Genomic DNA, 15,130 nt, shown 5'->3' on the forward strand with positions numbered 1-15,130 from the left:
ACTGGGGTGTCCCCGGGGTCCGGCCGGTTTATCGGATAAAGCGCCCGTCGCGCGAAACCATGGTCAGTTCCACGAAGCGCGAGGCGTTGCGGGCCGAATCGCTGAAGCTCACTTCAAAGCCGCCCAGGTCGTAGCGCTTCAAATTCCAGGTGCTGTCGATGAAGGCGGCGCGCGTCGGGTTTTTGCCGGCGCGGCGCAGCGCCTCGGCGAACACGCGCGCATTGATATAGCCTTCCAGCGCCAGGTGCGAAGGCTCCAGCGCCACGCCGGCGGCCTTCCAGGCCTGCTGGAATTCACGCACCATGGGCACCACGGTGTTGCCCGGCAGCGGCACCACCTGCGAGACCGCGATGCCGGTGGCGTCCTCGCCCATGGCCTTGAGCGTGGCGGCCGCGCCCATGATGGACAGCGCATACAGCGACAGCCCCTTGCGCTGCGCGCGTATGGCTTTCACGAAATCGATGGTCGGCTTGCCGGCCAGGCCCACCAGCACGGCTTCGGGGTTGGAGGCCGCGATTTTTTCGGCCGCCGGGCCGGCGTCCGAGGCGTTGTTTTCCACGGTGACCGTCACGGTCGCCTCCAGCTTGTGTTTGGCCATGGAGCGCTGGGTGGCGTCGAAGACTTCCTTGCCGAAGGAGTTGTTCTGGTAGACGATGGCGATGCGCCGTATGCCTATGGTCGCCAGGTGCTGCACCAGCTGCTCGGCCTCGTCGGCGTAGCTGGCGCGTATGTTGAAGACATTGCGCGCGTTGGCCGGCCGCGCCGACAGCGCGCCCGAAAACGGCGCGAAAAACGGCATGCCCGAGTCGATCACCTGCGGCAGCATGGCCTCGATCATGGGCGTGCCCATGCAGTTGAAGAGCGCGAATGTGCTTTTGTCGTCGATAAAGCCCTTGACGTTGCCCAGCGCGCGCTTGACGTCGTAGCCGTCGTCGGCCGCCGTGAGCTCTATGGGCCGGCCGTTCACGCCGCCCCTGGCGTTGATGCCGGCAAAGCAGGCCTTGGCGCCCTGGTGCATGGCCTGGCCCAGCTCGCCCAGCGGCCCGCTCAGCGCGATGGATTGCGCGATGCGGACCGGGCCGTTGTCCTGGGCGCGCGCGGGACCGTAGAGGGCGGCTGGCACAGCCGCGAGTGCGCCCAGCATGCGGCGGCGTGTCAGGTGATCAGCGGGCGGCGGTAAACCGGCTTTTGAGGCGGTGAAAAAGCTTGTCATGGCGGGTGTCTCCTGGTCGTGATGGGATTGCGGTGGGCTCTTGACGGCCTGTCTACGCGAGGCCGATGCTATGCTTTGGAGGCGCGGCCAACTGTCTGCCCGACGACAATCCAAGGGTTGCGCCCGCCCGGGCTTTCCCTGATCTACCCACCTTCTTTCTTGCTTGAACATTGCGAGCATGGCCACTGAGTCACCCCTTCACCTGCGCCGCAGGGCGCCCACGCCGGACGAGCTGCGCGGCATTCCCTGGCTGCCCCTGCTGCTGCCGGATGAGCGCGCACGCGCGGTCGCGGTGCTGCAGGTTGGTGACGCCGCGCCGGGCGACTATGTCTGCCGTGTCGGCAGGCCGGTGACTTATTGGTTTGGCGTGGTGGAAGGCCTGCTCAAGATGAGCAGCGACAACGCCCAGGGCATGACCATGACATTTGCCGGCCTGCCGCCCGGCGGCTGGTTCGGCGAGGGCACGGCGCTCAAGCGCGAGCCCTACCGCTACAACATCCAGGCGCTGCGCAAAAGTGTGGTGGCCGGTTTGCCGATAGACACCTTCCACTGGCTGCTGGACCATTCCATAGGCTTTAACCGCTTTGTGATGAACCAGCTCAACGAGCGCCTGGGCCAGTTCATCGCCGCGCGCGAGATAGACCGCATGAACAACCCCGACATCCGCGTGGCGCGCAGCCTGGCCGCGCTGTTCAACCCCGTCCTGTATCCGGGTGTGGGCCAGATGCTGCGCATCACGCAGCAGGAGATGGCCTACCTGGTGGGCCTGTCGCGCCAGCGCGTGAACGAGGCGCTCAGCGCCTTGCAGGACCAGGGTTTTATCCGCATCGAATACGGCGGCCTGCGCGTGCTGGACCTGGAGGCGCTGCGCTCCAGCGTGTTCGCGGCCAAAGACGAGGGCCTGGCCGCGCGCACCAACCCTGGCCGTTAAGCCCTAGCCGGTGATGGCTGCGATGGCCAGGCGCAGGTTGCCTCGGGCGCGGGCTTCCAGCGCGGCCTGGAAATGCGGCGTGCTGTAAATCACCGGTCGGGCGAGGAAGGCGCGAAGAATCTCGCCGCGCTTTTGGCGAAAGAGGTCCTCGGGCACAAAAGCGTATTCCTGCCGTATCTGTTCTTCATATTCGGCAAAGCGCGGGGGCAAGGCGCCCAGGATGGACAGGTCGATATCCACCAGCAGCTGCGCGTCGGGCGTCACCGGCAGCGCGCTGTGGCAGGTGGCCATGATGAGTTCGTCGATTCGTTGCACGGCGGCCGGCGCCGCGCCATGACCCTGCAGCACGGCGCGCGCCCAGTCGGCGCTTTGGCGTTCGTTGTCGTGGCGCTGCGTGTCGTAAATACCGTCATGGAACCACAGCGCGAACTCGACTTCGCCCGGTTGTTCGGCCAGGTGGCGGACGGCCTCGACATGCGCGAGGCATTCCGCGAGGTGCTGCAGCGTGTGGTATTTGCGATGCGGCTCCGAGTAGCGCGCCAGCAGCTGGTCAAACACGCTGCCGGTGATGGTCCGCGGCACGAGCGCGCTGGTGCAGCGCCGCCAGGAGCGGGCCAGCAGGTCCATGGATTCTGGGTTGGTGTGCGCCATCAGTAGAGTGTGGACTTTTGCCGCGCGGGCAGCTCGCGGTCGTATTTTTCGCCGTCTATGGCCGACGCCGTCAGCGCCTGCAGCATGGCGCCTGGTGTGGGCACGTCGGGCCGGCTTGGCGGCGCGGTCTGCCAGAGTTTTGAGCGCTGCAGGGCCCGGGCGCACTGGAAGAACACCGACTCCACGCTGATCACCAGCACGCAGTGAGGCGGCTTGCCCTCCATGGAAAAGCGCCGAAGCATGTCGGGCGCGACCGTGATGCGGGCACGGCCGTTCACGCGCAGCGTCTCGCCGACGCCGGGCACCAGGAACAGCAGCGCCACGCGCGGGTCCGTCAGCAGGTTGCGCAGGCTGTCGATGCGGTTGTTGCCGCGGCGCTCCGGCAGCAGCAGGGTCTTGTCGTCCTGGATGGCGACAAAGCCCGGCGGGTCTCCGCGCGGCGATGCATCCAGCCCGTCAGGCCCCGAAGTGGCGAGCACCGCGAAAGGCGAGGCCTGGATCAGCGCCTGGTAGGCCGGGTGCAAATAGTCCACTTCTTTCTTGAGAGAGGCTTCGCCGACGGCGCCGAACAGCGCCTCGAGTTGCGGCAGGCTGGTGATGGCATGCGGGTCGGTTTGGGTGTTCATGGGCATGACTTTATTCCTTATGGGGTGCGCATAGCGCCTCCACCAGCCTGAGGGCGGGCAGCGACAGCTGCTCGAAGCTGCGCGCACAAATCAGCAGTTGCCGGTCGGCCCAGTCGTCGGAGAGCTTGAGCACGCGCAGCGTGCCCGCGCCCGCATGGCCTTCGGCCGCGATGGCCGGCACCACGGCCACGCCGACGCCAGCTTCCACCATGCGGCACACGGCCTCAAAACTGCGCAGCCGTATGCGCGTGCGCATGTGCAGCCCCAGGCGTTCGGCCTGCAAGGCCAGGTGCTGCTGCAGCGCGCTGTCTTCGCTCAGGCCGACAAAGTCATGGGCCAGGGCTTGTGCGAACGCGACCTGGCGCAGCCGGCCGAAGCCGGTGGATCGTGGCGCGATGAGCACCAGCCGGTCGCGCCTGAAGGGCCTGGACTCCAGGCTGGAGACATCCGCGGAGTCGGCCACGATGCCGAGCTCGGCCGCCTGGGCCAGCAGCTGCGAGACGATCAGGTGGCTGGGGCGCTCCTCAAGATCGACGTCTATGGCCGGGTGGCTGTTGAGGAAGGCCGCGAGCGCCTGCGGCAGGTAGTCGGTGATGGCGGCGGTGTTGGACAGCAGGCGCACGCGGCCCGCCAGGCCGCCCGCGTAGTCGGCGATCTCGCCCTGCATGTGCTCTATCTGTTGCAGCACCAGGCGTGCATGGTGGGCCACGGCGAGACCCGCCTTGGTCGGCTTGACGCCGCCGCGCAGGCGATCCAGCAGCGGCACGCCCAGGGCGTCCTCCATGCCGCGTATGCGCGCGCTGGCCGAGGCCAGCGCCAGGTGCGAAAGCCTGCTGCCGGCGGTGATGCTGCCGGTGTCGACCACATGCAGAAACAGCCGGAGGTCGACCAAGTCAAAGCGGATGGCGGCGGGCATAACGGTGTGGGAAGCTGTTGAGCCTTCGGCAGTGGCGAAGGCTGCCAGCGCATATTACCGCTTGAGCGCGGGGCGCGTCCCTGCGCAGAATCGGCCTCATGAACTTGCACAATTTCGCGGGCATGAGGCACGATACCCTGCTGGTCGCCGTCGTCGCCGCGGTATTCCTGCTGGCCGGTCTGGTCAAGGGCGTGGTCGGCCTGGGCTTGCCGACGCTGTCCATGGGCCTGCTGGCCGGCGTGATGCCGCCCGCGCAGGCGGCGGTGATCCTGATCCTGCCTTCGTTTTTGACGAATGCCTGGCAGATGTGGGACGGCGCTGCGCTGGGCCGGCTGCTCAGGCGCCTCTGGCCGCTGCAACTGGGCGTGGCGGCCGGAACGCTGTGGGCGCCGGTGAGCCTGGTCACCCTGAACGCCAATGCGGCTTCGGCGGGCCTGGGGGCGGCATTGATGGCCTATGCCGTGCTGGGGCTGGTGGCCGTTCCGCTGGCCGTGCCTCGTCGCGGCGAGACGTTTTTATCCGGCGCCATCGGGCTCATCACCGGCGCCATCACTTCGGCTACCGGTGTGTTTGTGTTTCCGGCGGTGCCTTACCTGCAGGCTCTGGGTCTCAGGAAGGATGAACTCGTGCAGGCGCTGGGGCTGTCCTTCACCGTTTCCACCGTCGCGCTTTTTGGGCGCCTGGTGCTTGAAGGTTCGTTCTCAGCCGCAGCCCTGCCCGGTGGCTGGGGCTGGCTGGTGGCTTTGCCCGCGGCCTTGCTGGGGATGGCGGCGGGCCAAGTGCTGCGCGGCCGGCTGGATGAAAAAACCTTCAAGCGCCTGTTCTTTGCGGGCCTGCTGGCCATAGGCCTTTATATGGTGATCGGCAGCGCCATACGCTGGCTGGCGGGGTAAACACCGTAGAGTGCAGCCGGCGCAAAGACACGGTTTTGGGGCCGGTTTTTACGCTTTCTTTATACCCGCCGCCCGTCTTTCATCCCCGTTTTTACACGCCGGCTCCGACACTTTCTCCATCGTTGTTGCTTGGAGAAAGATCATGGATCTTGCGTTTATGGTTGGCGCCGCCGCCCTTTGGGGTGTGACGGTCCTGCTGGTCTGGGGCTTTGAGAAGCTCGAAAAGCCCGAAGGGGGCCGCTCATGATCCCCCTTGACGTTTTGTATGGCTTTGGCGGCGTCTGCGCCATCGTGCTGCTGGCCTACCTGGTGTATGCGCTGATCTGCGCCGAGGAGTTTTGATGAACGCCTCAAGCTGGGGGCTGCTGGCCCTTTTCCTGGCCGCGCTGCTGGCCACCGCCTGGCCGCTGGGCCTGTGGCTGGCGCGCCTGTATGCGGGCCGGCTGCCCGGCTGGATGCATCGGGTGGAAGCCCCGCTGTACCGCCTGGCCGGCACCTCGGCCGACACGAACATGAAATGGTCGCAGTACGCGCTGGCGCTGCTGGCCTTTAATGCGCTGGGCGTGGTCGCCGTCTATGCCCTGCAGCGCCTGCAGGTGTGGCTGCCGCTGAACCCGGCCGGCATGGCCGCCATCTCGCCCGACTCGGCCTTTAACACCGCCATCAGCTTTGTCTCCAACACCAACTGGCAAGGTTATGCCGGTGAATCGACCATGAGCTACCTCACGCAGATGCTGGTGCTGGCTGTGCAGAATTTTTTCTCGGCCGCCACCGGCATTGCCGTGGTGTTCGCGCTGTTCCGCGGTTTTGCCGCGCGTGCGACCGGCGCCATCGGCAACTTCTGGGTGGACATCACGCGGGTCACGGCCTGGCTGCTGCTGCCGCTGTCGCTGGTGTTTGCGGTGTTCCTGGTGGGCCAGGGTGTGATCCAGAACTTTGATGCTTACAAGGATGTGAGCACGCTGGAAGCCACCAGCTACCAGCAGCCCAAAAACGGCCCTGACGGCCAGGCCTTGAAAGACGACAAGGGCAATCCGGTCATGGAAGACGCCAAAACCAGCACACAGACCCTGGCCATGGGCCCGGTCGCCTCGCAGGAGGCCATCAAGATGCTGGGCACCAACGGCGGCGGTTTCTTTAATGCCAACTCGGCCCACCCGTATGAAAACCCGACGGCGCTGAGCAACTTTTTCCAGATGCTGTCCATCTTCCTGATTCCCGCGGCCCTGTGTTTTGCCTTTGGCCGCGCGGTGGGCGATACGCGCCAGGGCTGGGCCGTGCTGGCCGCGATGACGCTGATCTTTGTCGTTGCCGTGGTGGCCATCACCCCGGCCGAACAGGCCGGCAACCCGCTGCTGCCGCCCCTGGGCGTGGACCAGGCGGCCAGCGCGCTGCAGGCCGGCGGCAATATGGAAGGCAAGGAAACCCGCTTCGGCATCAATGCCTCCAGCCTGTTTGCCGTCATCACCACGGCGGCATCGTGCGGCGCGGTCAATGCCATGCACGACTCCTTCACGCCGCTGGGCGGCATGGTGCCCATGGTGATGATGCAACTGGGTGAGGTGGTGTTCGGCGGTGTCGGCACCGGGCTTTACGGCATGCTGATCTTCGCCATCCTCGCGGTGTTCATCGCCGGCCTGATGATTGGCCGCACACCCGAGTACCTGGGCAAGAAGATCGAATCGCACGAGATGAAGCTGACCTCCATTGCCATCCTGGTCACGCCCATCCTGGTGCTGGCCGGCACGGCGGTGGCTGTGCTGGCCGGCGCCGGCAAGGCCGGCATCGCGAATCCCGGCGCGCATGGCTTTTCTGAAATCCTTTACGCGCTGACCTCGGCCGGCAACAACAACGGCAGCGCCTTCGCGGGCCTGTCGGCCAACACACCCTTCTACAACACGCTGCTGGGCATGGTGATGTGGCTGGGCCGCTTCGGTGTCATCGTGCCGGTGCTGGCGATTGCCGGCGCGCTGGCCGCCAAGAAGCGCCTGCCGGTCACGGCCGGCACCATGCCCACGCACGGCCCGCTGTTTGTGCTGCTGCTGATAGGCACCGTGCTGCTGGTGGGCCTGCTCAATTACGTGCCGGCCCTGGCGCTGGGCCCTGTGGTCGAGCATTTGATGCTCTGGCCCGCCCATTGAACCGCCGCGAAAGAAAACCGATATGACTACCCAAAAACCTTTTGTGCTGCTGGACCCCGCGCTGCTCAAGCCCGCCATCGCGGCCTCCTTCACCAAGCTGAGCCCGCGCGTGCAATGGCGCAACCCCGTGATGTTTGTCGTCTACATCGGCAGCATACTGACCACCTTGCTGGGCCTGCAGGCCTTGCAGGGGCAGGGCGAGGCGCCGGCAGGCTTTATCTTTGCCGTGGCGATCTGGCTGTGGTTTACCGTGCTGTTCGCCAACTTCGCCGAGGCGCTGGCCGAAGGCCGCAGCAAGGCGCAGGCCGCCTCTTTGCGCAGCCTCAAGAAAAGCACCTGGGCCAAGAAGTTCAAGGAAACCAACAGCAAGGTCTTCCACGGCACAGCCTGGCTGCCTGAACAAGCCGAGAACCTGCGCAAGGGCGCCGTGGTGCTGGTCGAAGCCGGCGACATGATTCCGCTGGACGGCGAGGTCATCGAAGGCGTGGCCTCGGTCGATGAAAGCGCCATCACCGGTGAATCGGCGCCGGTGGTGCGCGAGTCGGGCGGCGACTTCTCGGCCGTGACCGGCGGCACGCGTGTGCTGTCCGACTGGCTGGTGGTGCGCATTGTGGTCAACCCCGGCGAATCCTTCCTGGACCGCATGATCAGCATGGTCGAGGGCGCCAAACGCCAGAAGACGCCCAATGAGATCGCGCTGACGATTCTGCTGGTGGCGCTGACCATCGTCTTTCTGGTGGTCACGGTCACGCTGCTGCCTTACTCGGTGTTCAGCGTGCAGGCCGCGGGCTCGGGCACCGTGGTCAGCATCACCGCGCTGGTGGCTTTGCTGGTCTGCCTGATCCCGACGACCATAGGTGGCCTGCTGTCGGCCGTGGGCGTGGCCGGCATGAGCCGCATGATGCAGGCCAATGTGATCGCCACCTCGGGCCGCGCGGTGGAGGCCGCCGGCGACGTGGACGTGCTGCTGCTGGACAAGACCGGCACCATCACCCACGGCAATCGCCAGGCCTCGAGCTTTTTGCCGGCGCCCGGCGTGGCCGGCGCCAAACTGGCCACCGCCGCGATGCAGGCTTCGATGGCCGATGAGACGCCCGAGGGCCGCAGCATTGTGGCTTTGGCTCAGCGCATGGGCGCCAGCGAAGCCCTGGTGGGCAGCAGCCACGAGGTGCCCTTCACCGCGCAAACGCGCATGAGCGGCATGGACCAGTTGCGCCCCGACGGCAGCACGCGCCAGCTGCGCAAGGGCGCGGTCGATGCGGTGCGCAAGCATGTGGAGGCGCTGGGCGGCAGCCTGCCGGCCGAGGTGCTGCGCGCGGCGGACGAAGTGGCGCGCCGCGGCAGCACGCCGCTGGCGGTGGCCGACGGCGCCGTGGTGCTGGGCATTGTGGAGCTCAAGGACATCGTCAAGGCCGGCATCAAGGAGCGCTTCGGCGAGCTGCGCCGCATGGGCATCAAGACGGTGATGATCACCGGCGACAACAAGCTCACGGCCGCGGCGATTGCCGCCGAGGCCGGTGTCGACGACTTCCTGGCCGAGGCCACGCCCGAAGACAAGCTGAAACTGATACGCGGTTACCAGGCCGAAGGCCGCCTGGTGGCGATGACGGGCGACGGCACCAATGACGCGCCGGCCCTGGCCCAGGCCGACGTGGCGGTGGCCATGAACAGCGGCACCCAGGCCGCCAAGGAGGCCGGCAATATGGTGGACCTGGACTCCAACCCCACCAAGCTGCTGGAGATCGTGGAAACCGGCAAGGCCTTGCTGATGACGCGCGGCTCGCTGACCACGTTTTCGATTGCCAACGACGTGGCCAAGTACTTCGCCATCATCCCGGCGATTTTTGTGACCACCTACCCGCAGCTGGCCGCGCTCAATGTGATGCGCCTGGGCAGCCCCTCGACGGCGATCCTGTCGGCGGTGATCTTCAACGCGCTGGTCATCATGTTCTTGATCCCGCTGGCGCTCAAGGGCGTGAAGTACCGGGCTGTCGGTGCCGCCACGCTGCTGCGGCGCAACCTGCTCATTTACGGCCTGGGCGGGCTGGTCGTGCCTTTTATCGGCATCAAGGCGATTGACCTCGCACTGGTTGCGATGAACCTCGTATAAGGAAAAAACCATGAAAGCAATTCTTCGTCCTGCGGGGGTGTTGTTTACCGTGCTGACGCTCATCACTGGCGTGGCCTACCCGCTGGCCGTGACCGGCGCGGCCCAGGCCCTGTTCCCGGCCCAGGCCGGCGGCAGCCTGATGCTTCGCGACGGCAAGCCGGTCGGCTCCGCGCTGATAGGCCAGAACTTCAGCGATCCCGGCCATTTCTGGGGCCGCCCCTCGGCCACCGGCCCCATGCCTTACAACGCCGCGGCTTCCAGCGGCGCCAACCAGGGGCCGCTCAATCCCGCGCTGGTCGATGCCGTCAAGGGCCGCGTGGCGGCGCTCAAGGCGGCCGACCCCGGCAATACCGCCCCTGTGCCGGTGGACCTGGTCACGGCCTCGGCCAGCGGGCTGGACCCGCACATCAGCCCCGCCGCGGCGCGCTACCAGATGGCTCGTGTCGCGAAGGCGCGTGGCTTGCCGCTGGAAAAAGTCCAAGCCCTGGTCGCGCAGCACACCGAGCAGCCTTTGCTGGCCGTCCTGGGCGAGCCCCAGGTCAATGTGCTGCGGCTTAACCTGGCGCTGGAGGCTTTGCGTTAAGCCGATACCATGAGGCACTCCTAAGAATTCCATGGCCAGCTTCCCCGACTCCCGCCCCGACCCCGACGAGCTCCTGGACCGCCTGCGCGGCGAGGAGGAGAAAGCGCGCCGGGGCCGCCTGCGCATTTATTTCGGCGCCAGCGCCGGCGTGGGCAAGACCTACGCCATGCTCAGCGCCGCGCAGCGCGAGCGCAAGGCCGGCCGCGATGTGCTGGTCGGTGTGGTGGAAACCCATGGCCGCAGCGAAACCCTGGAGCTGCTGGCCGGGCTGGCGCAACTGCCTTTGCGCGAGGTGGTCTACCGCGGGCGCACGCTCAAGGAGTTCGACCTGGACGCGGCGCTGGCGCGCAAGCCGGCGGTGCTGCTGGTCGACGAGCTCGCGCACAGCAATGTGGAGGGCTCGCGCCACGCCAAGCGCTGGCAGGACGTGCATGAGCTGCTGGAGGCCGGCATCGACGTCTGGTCGGCCGTCAATGTGCAGCACCTGGAGAGCCTGAACGGCACGGTGGGCGCCATCACCGGCATACGCGTGCATGAAACCGTGCCGGACACGGTGTTGGACGGCGCCGATGAAATCATCCTGGTCGACGTCACGCCCGACGAGCTGATGGCGCGGCTCAAGGCCGGCAAGGTCTATATGCCCCAGCAGGCGGAGCGCGCGGCGCAGAATTTTTTCCGCAAGGGCAATTTGATCGCGCTGCGCGAGATCGCGCTCAGGCGCACGGCCGAGCATGTGGAAGACGACGTGCGCAGCTACCGCGTCGAAAAATCCATCACCCCGGTCTGGAACACCGAAGGCGCCATCCTGGCCTGCATAGGCCCGCGCGAGGGCGCCGAACAAACGGTGCGCACGGCGGCGCGCCTGGCCGGCCAGCTCAATGTGCGCTGGCATGCGGCTTATGTGGAAACGCCGCGCCTGCAGCTGCTGGAGGTCGCCAGCCGCGACCGCATCCTGGCGGTGATCCAGCTGGCCGAAGAGCTGGGCGCGGCCACGGCGGTGCTGACGGGCGGCGATGCCGCCGCGGCGCTGGTGGCGCAGGCCCAGCAGCTCAATTGCGCCACGCTGGTGGTGGGGCGGCCGCAGCGGCTGGGCTGGCGCGCGCTGTGGCGCGGCCCCAGCATGACGCGCCGGCTGGCCATGCTGGCGCCCACCCTGGACATTGTGGAGGTGGGCCACGCCGACAGCGCGCGGCGGCTGGCGCGCGCGGTGCAGCGCTCGGCCGAGGAAGACGAAGCCGCGGCCTGGCGCGGCAAGCTGGCCGGTTATGCCTGGGCCGCGGCCGCCAGCGCGGCCATCACCGTTCTGGCCCACCCCCTGCTGAATTTTTTTGACCTGGCCAACATCGTGATGCTCTTCCTGCTGGGCACGGTGCTGGTGGCACTGAAGTTCGGGCGCGGGCCGGCGGCGCTGGCGGCTTTCCTCAATGTGGCGGCCTTTGACTATTTTTTTGTCGCGCCGCGCCTGTCCTTTGCCGTCAGCGACGTGCAGTACCTGGTGACCTTCGGCGTGATGCTGGTGGTGGGCCTGCTGACCGGCCAGCTCACGGCGGGCCTGCGTTTCCAGGCGCGCATCGCGGCTAGCCGCGAGCGCCGCGCGCAGTCGCTGTTCGAACTCGCGCGCGACTTGTCGGCGGCCTTGCTGAGCGAGCAGGTCGTGGAGCTCGGCGAAGCGGCCGCCCAGCGCAACTTCGGCGGGCAGGCGCTGGTGCTGGCGACCGACGGCCATGACCAGTTGCTGCCCCCCGCAAAGCCGCCCGCGGATTTTGACACCAGCGTGGCCGACTGGGTGTTTCGCAACGAGCAGCCGGCCGGGCTGGCCACCGCCACCTTGTCGGCCCAGGCCTGGCATTACCTGCCGCTCAAGGCGCCCATGCGGGTGCGCGGCGTGCTGGCCGTCAAGCCCGCGCAGGCGCGCTGGCTGCTGATTCCCGAGCAGGTGCAGCAGCTCGAAACGCTGGCGCGCCAGGTCGCGATCGCGCTGGAGCGTGTGCATTACGTGGATGTGGCCCAGCAGGCGGTGGTGCAGATGGAGTCGGAAAAACTGCGCAACATGCTGCTCGCGGCGATCTCGCACGACGTGCGTACGCCGCTCACCGCGCTGATAGGCCTGGCCGATTCGCTGCAGCGCACGGCGCCGCCGCTCAGTGAAGAACAGTCACAGGCGGCGAGGGCGATTGCCGGCGAGGCGCGCCACCTGAGCGCGCTGGTCAACAACCTGCTGGACATGGCGCGGCTGCAAAGCGGCGCGGTCAACCTGCGCAGCGACTGGCAGTCGGTCGAAGAAATCGTCGGCTCGGCGATACGCCAGGCGCAGCACGCGCTGGCCGGCCGGGCCGTGGTGACGGCGTTGCCGGCCGACCTGCCGCTGGTGGAGTTTGACGCGGCGCTGATGGAGCGTGTGCTGGTCAACCTGCTGGAAAACGCCGCCAAGTACGGCCAGCCACCCATAGAGGTCCGTGCCGAGGTGACGGACACGGCCTTGCTGCTGGCGGTGCGTGACCATGGGCCCGGCCTGCCGGCCGCGCTCAAGGGCCGCGAGCAGGAGCTGTTTGAAAAATTCACGCGCGGCGAGGCCGAGTCGGCCACGCCGGGTGTGGGCCTGGGCCTGGCGATTTGCCAGGCGGTGGTGCAGGCGCACCGCGGGCAGATCGTGGCCAGCAATGCCGCCGGCGGTGGTGCAGAATTCGGCATCACCCTGCCGCGGCGCCCGCCGCCCCAGGGCCTGCCCGAAACCGCCTGACTACACCATGTCGCATCCCGCACCCGTCGCCGTCGTCATTGAAGACGAGCCGCAGATACGCCGTTTTGTGCGCGCGGCGCTGGAAGCCGAAGGCTGGCAGGTGTTTGAGGCCGACACCGCCCAGCGCGGGCTGACCGAGGCTGGCACGCGCAAGCCCGACCTGCTGGTGCTGGACCTGGGCCTGCCCGACGGCGACGGCCTGGACGTGATTCGCGACGTGCGCGGCTGGTCGGCCGTGCCCATCGTGGTGCTCTCGGCGCGCACCGACGAGGCCGACAAGATCGCCGCGCTGGATGCCGGCGCCGACGACTACCTGACCAAGCCCTTTGGCGTGGGCGAGCTGCTGGCCCGGGTGCGCGCCAACCTGCGACGTCCGCGCGGGGCCGGCGCCGACGGCACGCCCGAGGAGCCGCTGTTCAGCTTCGGCGAGGTGGAGGTGGACCGCCAGGCGCGCCTGGTGCGGCGCGCCGGCGTGGAGGTGCATTTGACGCCCATCGAATACCGCCTGCTCACGGTGCTGGTCAGCCATGCCGGCCGGGTGCTGACGCACCGGCAGCTGCTGCGCGAGGTCTGGGGTCCCTCGCATGCGGGGCAAAACCACTATTTGCGCATCTATATGGGCCACTTGCGCCAGAAGCTCGAGGCCGACCCGGCCCAGCCCAAACACCTGCTGACGGAAACCGCGGTGGGTTACCGGCTCTGGGTGGGCTGAGTGGGACAATAAGCGGCGATCCGGCCGTTCCAGGCCGGCCCCTAAAGTACACAGCCCATGCAAGACCCCCTCAAACCCGGCGCAGGCCCCAAACCCGTGGGCGCCGCTGTTCGCATCCCCAAACAAGCCGCCGCGCCGGGCGCGCCCGCCGCCACCGTGCGGCTGAACAAGCGCATGGCCGAACTGGGCCTGTGTTCGCGCCGCGAGGCCGACGACTGGATTGCGCGCGGCTGGGTGCGCGTGAACGGCGCGCCCGCCGTGATGGGCCAGCCCGTGGCCGTAGACGCGCGCATCGAGGTCGACCGCCAGGCCGAACAGCAGCAGCGCCTGCAGGTCACGATCCTGATCAACAAGCCGGTGGGTTATGTCAGCGGCCAGGCCGAGGACGGCCATGAACCGGCCGTGGCGCTGGTGCAGCCGCAAAACCGCTGGCGCGAATGCAACAGCCGCATGCGCTGGGGCCATGAACAGCTGCGCGGCCTGGCGCCGGCCGGGCGCCTGGACATCGACTCCATAGGCCTGCTGGTGCTCACGCAGGACGGCCGCGTGGCGCGCCAGCTGATAGGCGAAGACTCCGAGATTGAAAAAGAGTATTTGGTGCGCGTCAGCTACGGTCCCGAAACCGTCAATGTGCAGGCCTTGTTCCCGCCCGAAAAGCTGGCCCTGCTGAACCACGGCCTGAGCCTGGATGGCCAGGCGCTGCGGCCCGCGCAGGTGTCGTGGCAAAACCCCGAACAGCTGCGTTTTGTGCTCAAGGAGGGCAAAAAGCGCCAGATCCGCCGCATGTGCGAGCAGGTGGGGCTGTTTGTGACAGGGCTCAAGCGCGTGCGCATAGGCCGGGTCAACCTGGGGCATTTGCCGGTGGGCCAGTGGCGCTACCTGGCGCCGCACGAGCACTTCTAGCACCAGAGCCGCCCAAAAAACCCTCCTGGCGTTGTTGCAGTCGCCTTGCCGTGCTGGTGCACTGTCTGCGGCGACGCGCCTAGCCAGGACCGCTTCGCTGGGCTTTGTGGGCGGCTCTGCTCTGCGTACTGCTATGTCCTACCTGGAGGCAGGCCAACGGATGGCAGCGCCCGCTCTGCAGCGGCCTAAAGTGGGTTCATGGCACTGATTACCTATCTGGTCGAAGACAACGAGATCGTCCTGGAAAACCTGATGGAGGCGCTCCAGGAGATTGCCTGCGTCCAGGTCACGGGCCATGGGGCCACCCAGGCCGAGGCCAGCCAGTGGCTGAGTTCGCACGACGGCGAGTGGCACCTGGCCATCGTCGATCTCTTCCTGAAAGAGGGCAACGGCCTGGGTGTGCTGGCGGGCTGCCGCAAGCGCGAGCCCTACCAGAAGGTCGTGGTGCTCACCAACTACGCCACGGAAGAAATCCGCCGCCGCGCCGCGGACCTGGGCGCCGACGCGGTGTTCGACAAATCCAGCGAGCTGGACGATTTGTTCGCCTACTGCGCGGAACAGACCTCCCATGAAGCGGAGCCGGAAAACCGGCAGGCCCAGCTCCTGGCCGTGTCGCGCCTGCGCGCAGCGGCGGCCGCCCCGGGGCCGCACAGGACGCCCTCGCGGGGTTGAGCGGCAGGCCTGGCGGGCGGTGCGCCGCCCTGCAGCAGT

Annotated in this window: 14 protein-coding genes; 10 read left to right on the forward strand and 4 right to left on the reverse strand. The window is 67.4% G+C overall.

The features are described 5' to 3' along the window. Positions 1–28: 28 nt before the first annotated feature. Positions 29–1,213: an ABC transporter substrate-binding protein gene (locus BLQ85_RS19290; protein WP_074579359.1), complete on the reverse strand. Its 1,185-nt coding sequence runs from the start codon at positions 1,211–1,213 to the stop codon at positions 29–31. Positions 1,214–1,391: 178 nt separating this feature from the next. Here BLQ85_RS19290 and BLQ85_RS19295 point away from each other — a divergent pair, with 178 nt between their 5' ends. Beyond that, entirely contained in the window at positions 1,392–2,144 is a 753-nt protein-coding gene (locus BLQ85_RS19295; RefSeq protein WP_074579361.1) for a Crp/Fnr family transcriptional regulator, read from the forward strand. A gap of 3 nt (positions 2,145–2,147) precedes the next feature. Here the strand turns inward: BLQ85_RS19295 and BLQ85_RS19300 are convergent, their stop codons facing one another. Genes BLQ85_RS19300 through BLQ85_RS19310 form a run of 3 tightly spaced genes read right to left on the reverse strand, consistent with a single transcriptional unit; the run spans position 2,148 to position 4,325 of the window. Continuing rightward, positions 2,148–2,795 (reverse strand): HD domain-containing protein, encoded by a 648-nt coding sequence (locus tag BLQ85_RS19300; protein ID WP_083336922.1) that lies wholly within the window; start codon positions 2,793–2,795, stop codon positions 2,148–2,150. Continuing rightward, on the reverse strand, positions 2,795–3,421 hold the full coding sequence (locus BLQ85_RS19305) for a pyridoxamine 5'-phosphate oxidase family protein (protein ID WP_074579363.1): 627 nt from the start codon (positions 3,419–3,421) through the stop codon (positions 2,795–2,797). Before BLQ85_RS19305 ends, BLQ85_RS19300 begins: the two co-directional genes overlap by 1 nt. Before the next feature lie 10 nt (positions 3,422–3,431). Next, positions 3,432–4,325 (reverse strand): LysR substrate-binding domain-containing protein, encoded by an 894-nt coding sequence (locus BLQ85_RS19310; RefSeq protein WP_074579484.1) that lies wholly within the window; start codon positions 4,323–4,325, stop codon positions 3,432–3,434. Positions 4,326–4,435: 110 nt separating this feature from the next. Here BLQ85_RS19310 and BLQ85_RS19315 point away from each other — a divergent pair, with 110 nt between their 5' ends. The 9 genes from BLQ85_RS19315 (at position 4,436) to BLQ85_RS19355 (ending at position 15,091) form a co-directional block, all read left to right on the forward strand. Beyond that, the gene (locus tag BLQ85_RS19315; RefSeq protein WP_254806486.1) at positions 4,436–5,230 is read left to right on the forward strand and encodes a sulfite exporter TauE/SafE family protein; all 795 of its coding nucleotides are present in this window, start codon (positions 4,436–4,438) and stop codon (positions 5,228–5,230) included. Between the two features lie 243 nt (positions 5,231–5,473). Next, positions 5,474–5,572, forward strand: coding sequence for a potassium-transporting ATPase subunit F (locus tag BLQ85_RS19320; protein WP_074579365.1), 99 nt, complete (start codon positions 5,474–5,476; stop codon positions 5,570–5,572). After that, entirely contained in the window at positions 5,572–7,371 is a 1,800-nt protein-coding gene (gene kdpA, locus BLQ85_RS19325) for a potassium-transporting ATPase subunit KdpA (RefSeq protein WP_074579368.1), read from the forward strand. The genes BLQ85_RS19320 and kdpA overlap by 1 nt, the downstream gene beginning before the upstream one ends. Before the next feature lie 22 nt (positions 7,372–7,393). Further along, the gene (kdpB, locus tag BLQ85_RS19330) at positions 7,394–9,481 is read left to right on the forward strand and encodes a potassium-transporting ATPase subunit KdpB (protein WP_074579370.1); all 2,088 of its coding nucleotides are present in this window, start codon (positions 7,394–7,396) and stop codon (positions 9,479–9,481) included. A gap of 10 nt (positions 9,482–9,491) precedes the next feature. Then, positions 9,492–10,064, forward strand: coding sequence for a potassium-transporting ATPase subunit KdpC (gene kdpC, locus BLQ85_RS19335; protein ID WP_074579372.1), 573 nt, complete (start codon positions 9,492–9,494; stop codon positions 10,062–10,064). A gap of 31 nt (positions 10,065–10,095) precedes the next feature. After that, positions 10,096–12,804: a DUF4118 domain-containing protein gene (locus BLQ85_RS19340; protein WP_074579374.1), complete on the forward strand. Its 2,709-nt coding sequence runs from the start codon at positions 10,096–10,098 to the stop codon at positions 12,802–12,804. Positions 12,805–12,811: 7 nt separating this feature from the next. After that, complete coding sequence (kdpE, locus tag BLQ85_RS19345) at positions 12,812–13,516, forward strand: two-component system response regulator KdpE (RefSeq protein WP_074579488.1); 705 nt, start codon at positions 12,812–12,814, stop codon at positions 13,514–13,516. Positions 13,517–13,573: 57 nt separating this feature from the next. Then, the gene (locus tag BLQ85_RS19350; RefSeq protein WP_074579376.1) at positions 13,574–14,419 is read left to right on the forward strand and encodes a pseudouridine synthase; all 846 of its coding nucleotides are present in this window, start codon (positions 13,574–13,576) and stop codon (positions 14,417–14,419) included. A gap of 198 nt (positions 14,420–14,617) precedes the next feature. Then, the gene (locus tag BLQ85_RS19355; protein ID WP_074579378.1) at positions 14,618–15,091 is read left to right on the forward strand and encodes a response regulator; all 474 of its coding nucleotides are present in this window, start codon (positions 14,618–14,620) and stop codon (positions 15,089–15,091) included. Positions 15,092–15,130: the final 39 nt, after the last annotated feature.

Source organism: Polaromonas sp. JS666, from assembly GCF_900103405.1.
In the GTDB taxonomy this organism is placed as follows: domain Bacteria; phylum Pseudomonadota; class Gammaproteobacteria; order Burkholderiales; family Burkholderiaceae_C; genus Polaromonas.

Coding starts and splice junctions, on each gene's coding strand:
- BLQ85_RS19350 (WP_074579376.1), top strand. CDS start 13,574: ATGCAAGACCCCCTCAAACCCGGCGCAGGCCCCAAACCCGTGGGCGCC.
- kdpA (WP_074579368.1), top strand. CDS start 5,572: ATGAACGCCTCAAGCTGGGGGCTGCTGGCCCTTTTCCTGGCCGCGCTG.
- kdpC (WP_074579372.1), top strand. CDS start 9,492: ATGAAAGCAATTCTTCGTCCTGCGGGGGTGTTGTTTACCGTGCTGACG.
- BLQ85_RS19290 (WP_074579359.1), bottom strand. CDS start 1,213: ATGACAAGCTTTTTCACCGCCTCAAAAGCCGGTTTACCGCCGCCCGCT.
- BLQ85_RS19320 (WP_074579365.1), top strand. CDS start 5,474: ATGATCCCCCTTGACGTTTTGTATGGCTTTGGCGGCGTCTGCGCCATC.
- BLQ85_RS19315 (WP_254806486.1), top strand. CDS start 4,436: ATGAACTTGCACAATTTCGCGGGCATGAGGCACGATACCCTGCTGGTC.
- BLQ85_RS19300 (WP_083336922.1), bottom strand. CDS start 2,795: ATGGCGCACACCAACCCAGAATCCATGGACCTGCTGGCCCGCTCCTGG.
- BLQ85_RS19340 (WP_074579374.1), top strand. CDS start 10,096: ATGGCCAGCTTCCCCGACTCCCGCCCCGACCCCGACGAGCTCCTGGAC.
- BLQ85_RS19355 (WP_074579378.1), top strand. CDS start 14,618: ATGGCACTGATTACCTATCTGGTCGAAGACAACGAGATCGTCCTGGAA.
- BLQ85_RS19295 (WP_074579361.1), top strand. CDS start 1,392: ATGGCCACTGAGTCACCCCTTCACCTGCGCCGCAGGGCGCCCACGCCG.
- BLQ85_RS19305 (WP_074579363.1), bottom strand. CDS start 3,421: ATGAACACCCAAACCGACCCGCATGCCATCACCAGCCTGCCGCAACTC.
- kdpE (WP_074579488.1), top strand. CDS start 12,812: ATGTCGCATCCCGCACCCGTCGCCGTCGTCATTGAAGACGAGCCGCAG.
- kdpB (WP_074579370.1), top strand. CDS start 7,394: ATGACTACCCAAAAACCTTTTGTGCTGCTGGACCCCGCGCTGCTCAAG.